The following is a 13,888-nucleotide window of genomic DNA, read 5'->3' on the forward strand; positions in this document are numbered from 1 at the left end:
CCCTACGCCCCAGCCTCTCTCCTAAAGTGGTGCTCCTGAAAACACCAGCGCCTTCTGAAGGTGCAGTCGCTAGGCTCAGGCTCGTGAGCGCAGAAGCCCAAGTCATGGCGAATCACCGCGTCCACGTCGTACCTGTGGTCTTGGCTTTGGCCAATCCACCGTGGCAGCGGGACGTGTGGCTCGACCCTTCGAAGTTCGAGAACATCGACCACGCCTTCCACACGCTCTTCGATGACTTCTGTGACGCCGATGAGCCTGAGCGGTTTCTCGGCATCAGCTTGAGAACGGAGGAAGAGGTAGCCCTCATGCGGGCACTCGGCGTCGCGCTCAACGCTGCCGCCGCGGAGGCACCCCACGACACCGACGCTGAGTACCTTCAGGCATCAGCCTGGCCCGAAGTCGTGGCCATCGCCGGACGCCTCGCTCAGGTAATGGTCTCGAACGACCTGCGTTTGCTGAGCGGTGGGCAGCATGCGTGAGTGTCTAACTGCGTGACAACGCCGACGAACAACGGCGGACGAGCGCGGACTTCAGCGGACCATCAGTGCAGGTGAGAAGCGCACCAGCCCAAGGCGCCGCCCTCACCCAAGTTGCTTCGGGACGAAGCAGTCCTCTCCCCAAGGTCTCGGCCCCGCGCGTCCGCCGGCGCGGCTTGCTCTGGTCGACGGGCAAACTCAGCAGCGTGGCCGAGGCCAGTGTGGGTTCAGCGAGACACACGCGCGCCTGGTCGGTCGGCCCACCCACCGTCGTAGCTGACTGTCGGTGGCTGAGGCTCAGACGGACCGCATGTAAGACAAACGTCGTCACTCGGGGACAGGTCTCCCTCGCCTCTGCCACACTCCGCGCATGGGGCGCTGTGCTGGAGTAACACGACGAGGGCAAGCATGCCGGAACAGGGCAGGGCGGAACGGGTTCTGCCATCTGCATGGGGGCGGGCGGCGTGGCCGAGCACCCAGACTCCGTGCCCCGTCCCCACGTCTCACACGCTCACATCCACAGCCCAGTCCTGTACGACGGCCACGCCGAAGAGGTCGGTTGTGGCGACTGTGGTGGTTCCTCGTGAGCTGGTTCGAGTGGCTGCGCGGCGGCGGCCGACGCCGGCGGAGTCCTGAAGGATGACGCCTACCCATCAGGTTGGCTGGGCCGTCTCTGGGCCGTCCGAGGCCGCTCAATGATGGCCAATGACGACCAACGACGACCACCAGGCGCACGAGCCCACCGCCCCCGACCTGCAAAAACCCAGCTCACCAAGATCCCCGGAAAGACCCAGGGCAAGAAGAAGTAAGCGCACACCAGTAAGCCCCCGACCTGCTGCTTCCTGGCGGATCGGGGGCTTACTGGTGGGGCTGGGCCGGCGTCGCACTCGGGCAGGGTGGGGCAGCCTGGGCCGGGTGGGCATTCTGGGACCATGCCGAACAGCCAGGGGTCTCACGTGAAGGTGCACTTTCGGCTTGAGATCGAGGACGACTGGCCCCCGGTGTCGGTGGAGAGTCTGTGGGCGGTCGATCAGGGGGACGGGACCGCGCGGCTCGACAATGTTCCTTGGTTCGTCCGTGGCATCGCCTGTGGGGACATCGTGGCCACCGACGCCGATGAGGAGGGTGTGCGATGGGCCGGCACGGTGGTGCGGGGTTCGGAGAACTGCACCATCCGTCTCATCGTGTTCCGTGACGGCGGTTCCGGAGCCGCACGGCAGAGTGTGATCGACGCCTTCCACGCGCTGGGGGTGTACGGGGAGGGCGTCGAGCGGTTCCGCATGGTCGCTCTGGATGTTCCGCCCGCCGCTGATATCGCCAAGGTGCGGCGGCTGCTCGACCGCGGTGTGGCGCGGGAGTGGTGGGCCGTGGAAGAGGGATGCGTCACCGAGTGGTGGCGGGCCGCCGCCCAAGGATGAGGCGGCGGGCCTGTCAGACGGGTTCGGCGAAGAAGCGGTTGCGGACCTCGTCCGGTGGGTGCGATTCGATCACGTAGTCGCCGCCCTTCTGGTCGTTGGAGAGGAACAGGAAGCCCTGCGCGTCGGCGCTCCAGAACGTCCAGCTGCCCTCCGACTGCTGGTTGGGGAACAGGCTGTTCCGGGGCTCGTGCTCGAAGGGGTGCGCCTCCACCACCCGGTCGCCCGCGCGCACGTCGTTGGATACGAAGACGTAGCAGTCCGTTGCCGGGTTGAAGAGGCGGACGCCGCCGTTGCCGTCGGGGTGGGCCTCGAACTGGTCGCGGAACTCGTCGGGGAAGGGGTGACCTTCCAGAACATGGTCGGGGCCTTCCATGTCGTTCGAGACGAAGAGCCACTGACCGTTGTGCTGATAACTGCGCAGTCTGAATCTTCCGTTCGGGAGAGGCATGATTCAGCCCCTTCTATCGAGATCACATTGTATGTACTATTTTTCCACTTTTCGGTAGTGGTGGCGAGGTGAGGCAACTCGGACCGGTGAGTGCGGCGTTGGCTCAGTGGCTGCTGCCGGGGCCCTCTCCCCCTCCTCCCGCGATCCGGTCCGCACGGCCTGCCCTAGTCGGCCATGTCCACGTTGTCCAAGTAGAAGCGGACCGAGGCGATCCGGTCGTTCTCGAGGGTCAGGATGGTGACGCCGCACGACAGGTAGCGCGTGTTCTCCACTGTGGTGCCGCCGATCTCCCACTCGGCCCACACCTGGTCGCCGTCCACGACGGACCGCCGGACGGCCGCCACCAGGTCGGGGACGTGGGCGAACAGGCCGCCCCAGTTCTCCCGCATCTTCGCGTGGTCGATGACGCCCCGCTGCGGGTGCAGCGGCTGGTAGGAGCGGAGGTTCTCGGCGAAGCAGTCGGCGAAGGCATCCAGGTCATGGGCGTTCATGGCCTTTTGCATGCGGCTCAGGATGGTCTGGGACGTCGTCTTCTCGTTCATGCCCGTGACGATGCCAGCCGGGAAGCCGGTCAGCCTGGGCCTGTCTGGCCCCCGACGGCGTCGGCGGCGCGGTCACCGACCAGCTCGTGCAGCCGCCCCGCGCCCACGGAGCCCGGCGGTGCAGTGAAGATCATCGCGACGGCGTCGCCGTCCGGGACGGCGAGCAGGTCGCAGTCGAGCGTGATGTCACCGACGTCCGGATGACTCAGTACGGAACGGTCCTCCTGCGCGCCGGTGGTCCGCGCGGTGCGCCACAGGCCGTCGAACGACGCGCTGGTGCCGCGCAGTTCGTCGACGAGCGCGGCGAGGGAGTCGTCCGCCGGATAGCGCAGGAAAGCGGTGCGGAGCCGCCCGGTGAGCAGCGCCTCGAAGCCGGTCGCGTACTCGGCGGTGCGGTGGACCCTGCTGGGGGCGTCGCCGAAGATCCGCCACGCCAGGTTGTGGTCCCAGGGGCTCGCGGTCGGCTCCCCGCACTGCAGTGCGGCCCACGCGTCGTTCCAGCCGACCACGTTCCACGCCGCGTCGCACAGGCACATCGGGGTGTTCCCCAGCCGTTCGAGCAGGCGCATGGCGCCCGCCCCGGTCACGTGCGGTACCTGTCCGTCGGCCGCGGCGTGTCCGGCCAGCGCGCAGAGCCGCTCGTACTCCGCCTCGCTCAGCCGCAGTGCGCGGGCCAGGGCGGTCACGACGGTGGGAGACGGGCGGCGACGCCCCTGCTCCAGGCGTCTGAGGTAGTCCGCGGAGACGTCGGCCAGCTCGGCGAGTTCCTCCCGGCGCAGGCCTCGGGCCCGCCGGCGTCCGCCGGACGGCAGTCCGACCGCGGAGGGGGTGGTGCGGTCACGGAACTCCCGCAGCGCCGCCCCGAGTTCGTGTGCCCCCATGGATCCAGTCTGCCGCACCGCGACGACGGGATGGCCGCGACGTGGCCGCCGCGTGGTGACCGAGCGCGACGACGTGGCCGCCGGGCCGTCGCACGGAAGCTCCCTGCCCGCGGCACCTCCGCGGGCAGGGAGCTTCGTTCGTCACTCGTTCCTCACGTCTGCCGGATCCCGGCCGTCGCGTCAGTGGCGGCGGCCGCGCCCCCAGGAGACGCTGTCGACGCGGTGACCGCGGTCGTTGCGCAGGGTCGCCGTGTCGCGCTCGTCCCAGACCTCGTGCCGACGGTCCTGGTACACGTCATGGCGGGTGTCGTAACCCCGTCCGGTGTGGACGCGCACCGTCGAGCGGCCCTCCAGACGGTAGTGACGGAAGGTGTAGGTGCGGCCGCTCTCGTCGGACAGCGTCCAGCCGTTCAGGTTGACCCCGTGGCGACCGCTGTTGGAGATCTCCACCCACTCCTTGTTGAGGGTGCGGTTGTCGCCGTCGTCCCGGCCCGGGGCGTCGAACCTCACGTGGGTGATCTGAACCTGCTGGCGCTGCGGGAACGCGTGGTCGGCGGCGGACGCCGGCAGCGCCGCCACTCCGAGCAGTGCCCCCGCCGCGAGCGCGGCGGCGACGAGACGACGGGGGGCGAAGGAAGCGGAAGCGGGAGCGGAATTGGACACAGGTTCCCCCTGCATGGTGCGGGCACGCCTCGCCCACGGCCTCGGGCCGCAGACGGGAACGGTGCGATGTGCGAGTGCGACCGGCCGGCCGCACGTCCCCACAGTGCTCTCGAAGGGCACCGCATGAACCCGACATGGACGTTGTGTTACACCTTGTCCATATTTTCGTGACCCTCGCCTGCAACGTCCATCTATGAGATGACGGCGTCAGGTTGACGTCGCACCGACCGTTTCGCCGCCGACTACACAGGCCCGTCGGGGCCTCACGCCAGATCGCGCCACCCCGGCAGACCTTCGCATCGTCACCCGAAAGTGGGTAACGAGCGGAGCTGTGTTCACGGGTGCATGCGCGCGCCCTTGAAGGTCTTGTCGACCGCGTTGCGGGGGCCGTGGACCGCGAGGCCGACGAGGTCCAGATCCGTGGTCGGCACGGCCCGCACCGCCGCCCGGTTGTCGTGGTCGTTGCCCGTGGCGAACAGGTCCCGGGTGAACAGGGCGCGGGGCAGCGCGCGGGACAGCGCGCGGGTGTGGGCGGCCTTCAGGATCTCCTTCGTGCCCTCGAAGATCAGCACCGGTTGGCGGAACATCGGCAGATACGCCACTCCGTCCGCGTCCGCGTAGGGCTCCCCGACCACCTCGGGCACCTGCGTGCCCAGGCCGCTGACCAGGAACGCGGTCACGTTCAGGCGTTGCCACGTCTCCAGGTCGTCACGGAGCAGAACGGCGATCTTCGTGTCGAAGCGGGTGACGGGGGCGGCCGCGCCGCGCACGGAGGCTTCGACGATTCCGGCGGGCCCGGCGGCCCCGGCGGCCCCGGCAGTTCCGGTGACCCCGGCGGTCTCAGCGGTTCCGGCAGTTCCAGCGGTTCCGGTGCTTCCAGCGGTTCCGGTGCTCTCGGCGTTCTCGGTGCTCATGGAGTGAGACTGCCGGTACACGCGTGGCCCGGTCTTGTACGTTTTTTGCATGGTCGCTCAGCGCGAGGTCTCCGCCTGGCGCCCGCGCGTACCGGGCGTCGTGGAGGTCTTCCACGCCCACTACACCGAGTACGCCTACCCGATGCACGTCCACGACGCCTGGACGCTGCTGATCGTGGACGACGGCGCCGTGCGGTACGACCTGGACCGGCACGAGCACGGCACCCCGCACGACACCGTCTCCCTGCTGCCGCCGCACGTCCCGCACAACGGGTCACCGGTGACCGAGCGCGGTTTCCGCAAGCGGGTGCTCTACCTCGATCTCTCGGTGCTCGACGCGGGGCTGGTGGGCGCCGCCGTCGACGGCCCCGACCTGCGCGATCCGCTGCTGCGTGCCCGGATCGGACAGTTGCACACCGCGCTCGGCCGGCCCGGCGACGAGTTCGAGGCGGAGAGCCGGCTGACCCTCGTCACCGAACGGCTGTACGGGCATCTGCGGTCCCGGCAGCGCCTTCAGGTGCCGCCCCCGGACCGCGGCGTCGCCCACCGGCTGCGCGAACTGCTCGACGCGCGGCTCGTGGAGGGGGTCGCGCTGGAGGAGGCGGCGCGGCTGGTGCACGCGCATCCGGCACACCTCGTACGGGCGTTCAGTCGCTGTTTCGGGATCGCGCCGCACCAGTACCTGATGTCGCGCCGGGTCGAGCGCGTCCGTCGGCTGCTGCTGCGGGGGATGCGGCCGGCCGATGCCGCGGTCGCCGGCGGATTCTACGACCAGGCCCACTTGACCCGGCACTTCCGGCGGCTGGTGGGGGTCACACCGGGCCAGTACGCGCGTACGGGCGCGGCCGCGGGCCGCACGGGCTGAAACGGCGGCGCTCAGCCCTCGTCGTCCACGTCCCGGGTGAGGCGGGTGAACGCCTCCAGGTTGCGCGTCGACTCGCCGCGCGAGACCCGCCACGCGTACTCCTTGCGGATCGCGGAGGCGAAACCGAGTTCGAGGAGGGTGTTGAAATCGCCGTCCGCCGCCTCCAGGACGGAGCCGAGGAGACGGTCGAGCTCCTCGGAGGTGACGGCCGCCAGCGGCACCTTGCCCGCCAGGTAGATGTCACCGAGGCGGTCGACGGCGTAGGCGACGCCGTACAGCTTGAGGTTGCGCTCCAGGAGCCAGCGGTGGACGCCGGCCTCGTTCTCGTCGGGGTGGCGGACGACGAACGCGTTCAGGGAGAGCGCGTGCCGGCCGATGCGCAAGGAGAGCGTGGTCGACAGCTTCCGGGTGCCGGGGAGCTTGACGACGTACGCGCCGGGCTCGGGGCTCTCCCACTCCAGGTCGGCGTCCTTCAGGGCGGCCTCGACGACCTCGCCCGCACGTGTCACCCGCTGCTCCGCCTCAGCCATGGTGGGAGCGTACGCGACGGGCCTCGGCGGCGGCCGCGCGCAGACGGCGCCGGTGTTCGTGGACGGCTCCGGTGTACACCTCGGCGGTGGCGGCGGCCGCCGCGTCCCAGCCGAAGGAGCGGGCGTGCCGGGCGGCGGCGTCGCCCATGGTGTCCGTGAGCGTCGGCGTGTCGGCGAAGTCCTCCAGCACGCGCGCATAGGCGGCGGGATCGTGCCCGTCGATCAGGAAGCCCGTACATCGGTCCCGCACGGCGACCGGCAGCCCGCCGACGGCGGCGGCGAGCACCGGCGTGCCGGCCGCCTGTGCCTCTATGGCGACGAGGCCGAACGACTCGCTGTAGGAGGGCATGACCAGGACGGAGGCGGCCCGGAACCAGTCGGCGAGCTGCTCCTGTCCGACGGGCGGCCGGAACCGTACGACGTCGGCGATGCCGAGCCGGGCGGCGAGTTTCTGCAGCCCCTCTGGCTTGGCCAGGCCGCTGCCGCTGGGGCCGCCCACGACGGGGACGACGATGCGGGAGCGCAGGTCGGGGCGCTGGTCGAGGAGGACGGCGACCGCGCGCAGGAGTATGTCAGGGGCCTTGAGGGGCTGGATGCGGCCCGCGAAGAGGGGGACGAGCGCGTCCTGGGGCAGGCCGAGGCGGGCGCGGGCGGCGGCGCGGCCGTCCGCGGGACGGAAGCGGTCCAGGTTGACGCCGGGGTGGACGACGGCGACCTGCGCGGGGTCGGCGTCGTAATGGCGCACGAGTTCGCCGGCCTCCTCGTCGGTGTTGGCGATGAGGCGGTCGGCGGCCCGTACGACCTGGGTCTCGCCGATGACGCGGGCGGCCGGCTCGGGGGTGTCGCCGGCGGCGAGGCTGGCGTTCTTGACCTTGGCCATGGTGTGCATGGCGTGCACGAGGGGGACGCCCCAGCGCTGGGCGGCGAGCCAGCCGACGTGGCCGGAGAGCCAGTAGTGCGAGTGGACGAGGTCGTAGTGGCCGGGGCGGTGGCCGGCCCACGCCTGCATCACGCCGTGCGTGAAGGCGCAGAGCTGGGCGGGCAGGTCCTCCTTGGCGAGACCCTCGTAGGGGCCGGCGTCGATGTGCCGGACGAGGACGCCGGGGCACAGTTGGACGGTGGGGTCCATGGCGGCGCTGGTGGAGCGGGTGAAGATCTCGACCTGGATGTTGAGGGCGGCCAGACGCTGGGCCAGCTCCACGATGTAGACGTTCATGCCGCCCGCGTCGCCCGTGCCGGGCTGGTGCAGGGGGGAGGTGTGCACGGACAGCATCGCGACGCGGCGGGGGCGGCGGGAGAGGCGCAGGCGGGGGGAGGAGGTGGCTGCCGATCGACGCCCGAGCCTGTTGATGTACTGGCTCACGGTGGCGTTCCTCCTTGCAGCGGGCGGACGAGGGCGTGTGGGGCGCGGGGCGGGTGTGTCGGAGCGCGGGGCGGGCGTGGGTGCCCCTCCGACTAGGGCGAACGCCGGAGCGTTCCGCTCCATTTCCGGCGGGCGGATCTTTGCCGAGTTATTACCGGAGTTCGCTCAACCGTTCGAGGGTGGAGGCGGGTACCTCGTGCGGGGGCGGGGTTCTTCGGTCGGGTACCCGGCGGGGGCGTCGGGTGCACGTGGCCGGTGGCCGGGTAGCCGGGTAGTCGGGTGGCTGAGCGGCTGAGCGGCTGAGGGCGGTAACCGGTACCCGGTGGCGCCGGGGTGCGGGGGAGTTATCCACAGGCCCGCACGGCATGTGCCGCTCCCGCCTAATCTCGTACGCATGACAACCCGCGCAGCGTCCCGCCCCGTGGGTACGGCGACTCGCGGGACCACCAACCCCAACCGGCTCCGCCGCATGGACCGCTGGATCGCGGCGGCCCACGGCTCCGAGCTCCGCCGCTCACCCGTCCCCCTCGCCGTAGACCTCGGTTATGGCGCGGCTCCCTGGACCGCCGTCGAACTGCTTCGCCGGCTCCGCTCCGCCGCCCCCCGCACCCGCGTCGTCGGCATCGAGATAGACCCCGCCCGCGTCGCCGCCGCTCAGCCCTACGCACGTGACGGGCTCGACTTCCGGCACGGTGGCTTCGAGGTGCCGGTCCCCGGCCGGCCCGCGCTGATCCGCGCCGCGAACGTGCTGAGGCAGTACGACGAGGAGGAGGTCGTCGCGGTCTGGCGGCGGCTGTGCGCCCGGCTGGCCCCGGCCGACCCGGCGGCCGGCTCCCGCGGCGGACTGCTCGTCGAGGGCACGTGCGACGAGATCGGCCGACGGCACGTCTGGGTCGCCCTCGGCCCCGAGGGTCCCCGCACCGTGACCTTCGCGACCCGGCTCGGCTCCCTGGAGCGCCCCTCCGATCTCGCGGAACGGCTTCCGAAGGCGCTCATCCACCGCAATGTCGCTGGCGAGCCGGTGCACGCGTTCCTGCGCGACTTCGACCGCGCCTGGGCCGCGGCCGCGCCCTACGCCTCGTACGGCGCCCGCCAGCGGTGGATACGCACGGTCCGCGCGCTGGCCGGCGACTGGCCGGTGACGGACGGCGCCGGACGCTGGCGCCAGGGAGAAGTCACCGTGGCCTGGGCCGCGTTGGCCCCCCGCGGCTGGACGGCCGCGCCGGTGTCCACAGCGCAGGGAGCGCGGGGCATATAGGTCGCGCAAGTAGGTCACGCAAGGCGCACAGGGCCCGCATGGGGGGCGTGCGGCCGACGCCGCGGCGGACGTCGTGACGCCTCCGCGGCTGACGTTGCGGCGCCTCCGCGGCAGACGTCCACAGCGGTCCGTACCGGACGCGGGGGAACGATCTCCACTCCTCGTTCGTCACAGTCGCCAGGAGATCGTCGTCGCGGACACGGCGAGGGGGAGGCAGCTCCCGGTACGACGCACCCTGTCGTTCCGGGCGGCTACGTGGCACGATCCCCCAGGCGTCCGGAAGTTACTGACGGGAAACTCAGGTGTTGGGGGACGGAGTATGGGATCCGGAAAGCGGAGCCTGACCACGGCGGCCATCGCCCTGGTCTGCGCGGTCACCATGCTGGGCGCACCGGGCACGGCCTTCGCGAGCGCTTCGGCGCCGAAGCCCCCGCCGGCACCGTCCTCCGACGGCCCGGGGAGCGGGAGTTCGACGGCGGACGCCAAGAACTCCGCCGACGGCGGCTCGACGGACGGCAGTTCGGCCGGCCTCCCGCCGACCTCGGCCGACGACACTGCGACCGACGCCAGACTCGAGACCGTCCGCGAGAAGCTGGACAAGCTGTACCACGAGGCCGCGGTCGCCACGGACGCCTACAACGCGGCGGAGGAGAAGGCCGAGAGCCAGTCCGCCCGCATCGCCGAGCTGAACCGCCAGATCGACGCGGCCAAGGCGAAACTGGGCGAATTGCAGGACCGGGCGGGGGCCGCGGCCCGCGCCCAGTACCGCGGCGGGACGCTCTCGCCGGAGCTGCAGCTCTGGTTGAGCGAGAACCCGCAGAAGTTCCTCGACGGTGCCCAACTCGCCCGGCAGGGCCAGCAGGCGACCATGGGCCTGATCGACGAGTTGAAGCAGACCAGAACCGAACTGGGGAAGCTGTCCCGCGACGCCTCCGCCCGTTACAAGAAGCTGGAGGCCAACCGCAAGGACAAGGCCTCGGCGAAGAAGCGCGTGAAGAAGCGGATCGCCGCCGCCGAGACGCTTCAGGACCAGTTGGAGGAGAAGGAGAAGGAGCGGCTGGCCACGCTGGAGGAGGAGGCCGCCCGACAGGCACAGACCGCCTGGCTCGATTCCGGCGTCCTGAGAGACCTCGACACCAAGGCGTCCGCGGCGGGCCGCAAGGCGGTGACCTTCGCGACGGACCAGATCGGCAGGCCCTATGTGTGGGGCGCCGAGGGCCCGAAGTCGTACGACTGCTCGGGGCTGACGTCCCAGGCCTGGCTCGCCGCCGGGCACGCGATCCCGCGGACCTCGCAGGAGCAGTGGAAGCAGCTCACGCACGTCGCCCTCGCCGACATGCGCCCCGGTGACCTGATCATCTACTTCGACGACGCCAGCCATGTGGCGATGTATCTCGGCGACGGCAAGATCGTCCACGCCCCGCGTCCCGGCCGCACGGTGACGATCGCCGGCGCGGGCACGATGCCGATACTCGGGGTGGTGCGCCCGGACGCGTGAGGCGTACCGCGCACGCCCCACGACACCGGGTGACATCCGCGGTGTGTCCATGTGCGGCATCCGCGTGACGCACCCCACCGTCCGGCCCTCGGCGAGCCCTTCTCGGCCCGTCGGCGAGTGGGCCGCGCACGTGACGTTCGTCATTCAGCGTGCGGCCCCCGGGTGTCCAAGTGCGCCGCGTATCACGGCATATGACGGTGGCGACCTGCCCTGCGTGCTCCGGAACACCATTCCGCCGCGGGCGCGGCTACCGCTATGGTCCCCGTCGGTGGGCGAGGTCCTTCGCCCCCACCACGCCCTCGGGGGGAGGGAAGGAAACCAAGACGATGCCCGTACCCGTACCGCGGCAGAGAGCGATCCCGGCCGCGGAGAATGGTCAGGCTCCGGCCGCACCCCGGTCCGGCGGCCCGTCCACGGAGGCAGGCCGCGAGCCGCCCACCGACGGCGTCCGCGGTCCGGCCCCGGACGCGTCGGCCGACGGCACCACCGTGCCCGACGGCATCGCCGCGCCCGGTGTGCCCGGTGTGCCCGGTGTGCCGGTCCCCGGCGACGTCGCGCCCGCCAACCTCACCCTGCTCGTGATCGAGGACGACCCGGCGGGCTCGCCGGTCGTGCCGGAGATGCTCGACTCGGCCGGCCGTCCCATCCGGCTGCGCACCGCCCGCAACCTCACGGAAGCCGGTCGGCTGCTCACCGACGACGTCCACTGCATCCTGCTCGACCTCGCGCTGCCCGCCCCCGGCCGAGCCGCCGGCAGCGGCGGCGGCGAGGACGAGCTGGCCGTGCTGCGCCACGTGCTGGAGCTCGCGCCCCGGCACGCCGTCCTGGCGCTCACCGCCTCCGGTGACGCCGAGCGCGGCGCAGAGGCGGTGCGCGTCGGCGCGCAGGACTACCTGCTGCGCGACGAGCTGGACGGCAGGCTGCTGAGCCGGGCGATCCGGTACGCGGTGGAACGCAAGCGCTCGGACACCGCCGAGCGGCGGCTGACCGAGTCGAAGCTGCGCGCGCAGGAGAACGCCCGGCTGGAGCGCGGACTGCTTCCGACGCCGCTGCTGGAGGGCTCCTCCCTGCGCTTCGCCGCCCGCTACCGCCCCGGTCGCTCGCGCGCGCTGCTCGGCGGGGACTTCTACGACACCGTCCGCACCCCGGACGGCACCGTGCACGTGATGATCGGCGACGTGTGCGGGCACGGCCCCGACGAGGCGGCGCTCGGCGTGGAGCTGCGCATCGCCTGGCGGGCGCTGACGCTGGCGGGGCTCTGCGGGGACCGGTTGCTCTCCACCCTCCAGGAGGTACTGGAGCACGAGCGCGACAACGACGAGATCTTCGCGACGCTGTGCACGGTGGACATCGCGCCGGACGGCCGTCGCGCGGGCCTGTGCCTGGCCGGTCACCCGGCTCCGCTGGTCGCCCGCCCGGGCCGGCCGGCGGAACTGCTGCCGTACGACAACAACGGCCCCGCGCTGGGCCTGCTGCCGCGGGCCCGCTGGCCGCGGACGCAGGTGGAGCTGGGTGCCGAGTGGAGCCTGATGCTCTACACCGACGGCCTCATAGAGGGCCACGTCGGCGACACGGGGGAACGCCTCGGCCAGGAGGGGATGCTGGCGCTGGTGCGCCACCGGCTGGAGCAGGGTCTGAGCGGTGAGAGGCTGCTGACCACCACGGTCGACGAGGTCCGCGACCTCAACGGTGGTGAACTGACGGACGACGTGGCCGTCGTCCTGCTGGACCGCAGGTCCTGACGCCGCCGACGCGACCGCGTCAGGGGTCGGGGCCGGGGCCTCCTCGGTCGACCAGGGTCCTAGCGGCCGCCGTTCCAGGGTCCGTAGGGGCCGTCACTGCTGCTGCCGCCGCCGCGTCCGCGGCCGAAGCCGCCGCCCGAGACCCCGCGCAGGGCGGGACGGACGTCCACGAAGAAGACGATCGTGGCGACGAGGCCGGCGAGCTGCAGGAACAGCATGGGGATCAGCAGGTTCACCGCGACCGTGACGCCCAGGATGATCAGCCAGAAATTCTTGGTCTTCTTGTCGGCGGCCCGGTAGGCGTCGTCGCGGAAGAGCACGGCCATGACCAGCGCCACCACGGCGAGCACCAGCATGGCGGTGTAGAGCAGCCACATCAGGCCGCCGAATGCCGTCATCAGCATGTTGCCCACCATCCGAATCGAGTCGTCCGTCGGCCGACCGTGCGCCGGTACGGCCACCGTACCCGGAGAACGGACCGGGCATTCCGGAAGTGCCCGGAGCGCCCGGTCCGTTCCCGCGCCGCGATCACTTGGCCGGCGGCGTCGTCTTCCTGGCCGGGGCCGTCTTGCGCGCCGGGCCCTTCTTCGCCGGGTTCGCGGAGGCCGCCGAGTTCGCCGGGGTCGCCGGCTTGCGGGCGGCGGGCTTCGGCGCGGTCGCGGACGGCTTGTCGTCCTCGACCCGGACCGGCTCCGCGGGCTTCACCACGGGCTTGACGGACTGCACCGGCCGGGGCTTGTCCTGACTCTTCGGCGCGGGCTCCGGCTCGACGGCGATCGCGAGGTCCTCGATCTCCTCGGCGGCGTCGCCACGCCAGGTGCGCACGGCCTGCTCGCCCTGCTCGGCCACCTTCTCGTAGGCCTCGCGGGCCCGGACGGCGTACTCGGCGGCGACGCCCACCCCGCGCAGCGCGAGGTCCTGGGCGGACTCACCGAGCTTCTTCAGGTCGGTGTCGAGGGAGCCGATGAGGTCGTTGACCCGGGCCTGGAGAGTCTCCTGCGCCTCCTTGGCGCGGGCGGCGGCCTTTTCCTGCACGGCCTTGGGGTCGGTGTTGCGCACGGCTTCGATGCGGGCCGGCGCCTCGTTGCGCAGCTGCTCGACCAGGCTCGGCACCCGGAGGGCCTGCTTCCATGCGAGGTCGGCGGTGCCGGCGGCGAAGTAGAGGGGCTTGGGGTCGCTGAGGGTCTTGCGCAGGTCGTCGGTGATGGCCATGACGATGGTCCTCCCGGATTGCTGTCTGCTGAGGGTTTGTGGTGACCGCGGCACCCGGCCGGCTGCCCGTCCGGTGGG

General features: G+C 71.5%; 15 protein-coding genes. 6 read left to right on the forward strand and 9 right to left on the reverse strand.

The genetic code is table 11. The features are described 5' to 3' along the window. Positions 1-83: 83 nt before the first annotated feature. Together QFZ64_RS16335 and QFZ64_RS16340 are read left to right on the forward strand one after the other, a co-directional pair. Positions 84-479, forward strand: coding sequence for a hypothetical protein (locus QFZ64_RS16335; RefSeq protein ID WP_307066422.1), 396 nt, complete (start codon positions 84-86; stop codon positions 477-479). A gap of 929 nt (positions 480-1,408) precedes the next feature. Further along, positions 1,409-1,894: a DUF4265 domain-containing protein gene (locus QFZ64_RS16340; protein WP_307066424.1), complete on the forward strand. Its 486-nt coding sequence runs from the start codon at positions 1,409-1,411 to the stop codon at positions 1,892-1,894. A gap of 13 nt (positions 1,895-1,907) precedes the next feature. On the opposite strand, the gene QFZ64_RS16345 is transcribed toward QFZ64_RS16340, so the two are convergent. The 5 genes from QFZ64_RS16345 to QFZ64_RS16365 form a co-directional block, all read right to left on the reverse strand. After that, positions 1,908-2,342, reverse strand: coding sequence for a hypothetical protein (locus QFZ64_RS16345; RefSeq protein ID WP_307066426.1), 435 nt, complete (start codon positions 2,340-2,342; stop codon positions 1,908-1,910). Between the two features lie 164 nt (positions 2,343-2,506). Continuing rightward, the gene (locus QFZ64_RS16350; protein ID WP_307066428.1) at positions 2,507-2,884 is read right to left on the reverse strand and encodes a nuclear transport factor 2 family protein; all 378 of its coding nucleotides are present in this window, start codon (positions 2,882-2,884) and stop codon (positions 2,507-2,509) included. Positions 2,885-2,913: 29 nt separating this feature from the next. Further along, positions 2,914-3,765: a helix-turn-helix domain-containing protein gene (locus tag QFZ64_RS16355; protein ID WP_307066430.1), complete on the reverse strand. Its 852-nt coding sequence runs from the start codon at positions 3,763-3,765 to the stop codon at positions 2,914-2,916. Positions 3,766-3,945: 180 nt separating this feature from the next. Then, complete coding sequence (locus QFZ64_RS16360; protein ID WP_373430616.1) at positions 3,946-4,428, reverse strand: lamin tail domain-containing protein; 483 nt, start codon at positions 4,426-4,428, stop codon at positions 3,946-3,948. Positions 4,429-4,763: 335 nt separating this feature from the next. Continuing rightward, positions 4,764-5,213 (reverse strand): DUF2000 family protein, encoded by a 450-nt coding sequence (locus QFZ64_RS16365; protein ID WP_373430748.1) that lies wholly within the window; start codon positions 5,211-5,213, stop codon positions 4,764-4,766. A 178-nt stretch (positions 5,214-5,391) separates the two neighbouring features. Between QFZ64_RS16365 and QFZ64_RS16370 the strand changes: the two genes are divergently transcribed. After that, positions 5,392-6,207: an AraC family transcriptional regulator gene (locus tag QFZ64_RS16370; RefSeq protein WP_307066436.1), complete on the forward strand. Its 816-nt coding sequence runs from the start codon at positions 5,392-5,394 to the stop codon at positions 6,205-6,207. Between the two features lie 11 nt (positions 6,208-6,218). Here QFZ64_RS16370 and QFZ64_RS16375 read toward each other — a convergent pair whose 3' ends face one another. Together QFZ64_RS16375 and mshA are read right to left on the reverse strand one after the other, a co-directional pair. Then, positions 6,219-6,737, reverse strand: a complete 519-nt coding sequence (locus QFZ64_RS16375; RefSeq protein ID WP_307066437.1) for a YbjN domain-containing protein — start codon at positions 6,735-6,737, stop codon at positions 6,219-6,221. Beyond that, on the reverse strand, positions 6,730-8,100 hold the full coding sequence (gene mshA / locus QFZ64_RS16380; RefSeq protein WP_307066440.1) for a D-inositol-3-phosphate glycosyltransferase: 1,371 nt from the start codon (positions 8,098-8,100) through the stop codon (positions 6,730-6,732). The genes QFZ64_RS16375 and mshA overlap by 8 nt, the downstream gene beginning before the upstream one ends. 394 nt (positions 8,101-8,494) lie before the next feature. Between mshA and QFZ64_RS16385 the strand changes: the two genes are divergently transcribed. From QFZ64_RS16385 to QFZ64_RS16395, 3 genes are all read left to right on the forward strand, one after another. Beyond that, the gene (locus QFZ64_RS16385) at positions 8,495-9,358 is read left to right on the forward strand and encodes a class I SAM-dependent methyltransferase (RefSeq protein WP_307066442.1); all 864 of its coding nucleotides are present in this window, start codon (positions 8,495-8,497) and stop codon (positions 9,356-9,358) included. A 319-nt stretch (positions 9,359-9,677) separates the two neighbouring features. Beyond that, entirely contained in the window at positions 9,678-10,856 is a 1,179-nt protein-coding gene (locus tag QFZ64_RS16390; RefSeq protein WP_307066444.1) for an NlpC/P60 family protein, read from the forward strand. A gap of 326 nt (positions 10,857-11,182) precedes the next feature. Further along, entirely contained in the window at positions 11,183-12,598 is a 1,416-nt protein-coding gene (locus tag QFZ64_RS16395; RefSeq protein WP_307066446.1) for a PP2C family protein-serine/threonine phosphatase, read from the forward strand. A gap of 59 nt (positions 12,599-12,657) precedes the next feature. Here QFZ64_RS16395 and QFZ64_RS16400 read toward each other — a convergent pair whose 3' ends face one another. Together QFZ64_RS16400 and QFZ64_RS16405 are read right to left on the reverse strand one after the other, a co-directional pair. Then, positions 12,658-13,002 carry a DUF2516 family protein gene (locus QFZ64_RS16400; protein ID WP_307066448.1) on the reverse strand — a complete coding sequence of 115 codons (345 nt, stop codon included), beginning with the start codon at positions 13,000-13,002 and terminating at the stop codon, positions 12,658-12,660. A 124-nt stretch (positions 13,003-13,126) separates the two neighbouring features. After that, complete coding sequence (locus QFZ64_RS16405; RefSeq protein ID WP_307066450.1) at positions 13,127-13,810, reverse strand: hypothetical protein; 684 nt, start codon at positions 13,808-13,810, stop codon at positions 13,127-13,129. Positions 13,811-13,888 lie beyond the last annotated feature (78 nt).

This window comes from Streptomyces sp. B3I8 (genome assembly GCF_030816915.1).
In the GTDB taxonomy this organism is placed as follows: Bacteria; Actinomycetota; Actinomycetes; order Streptomycetales; family Streptomycetaceae; genus Streptomyces.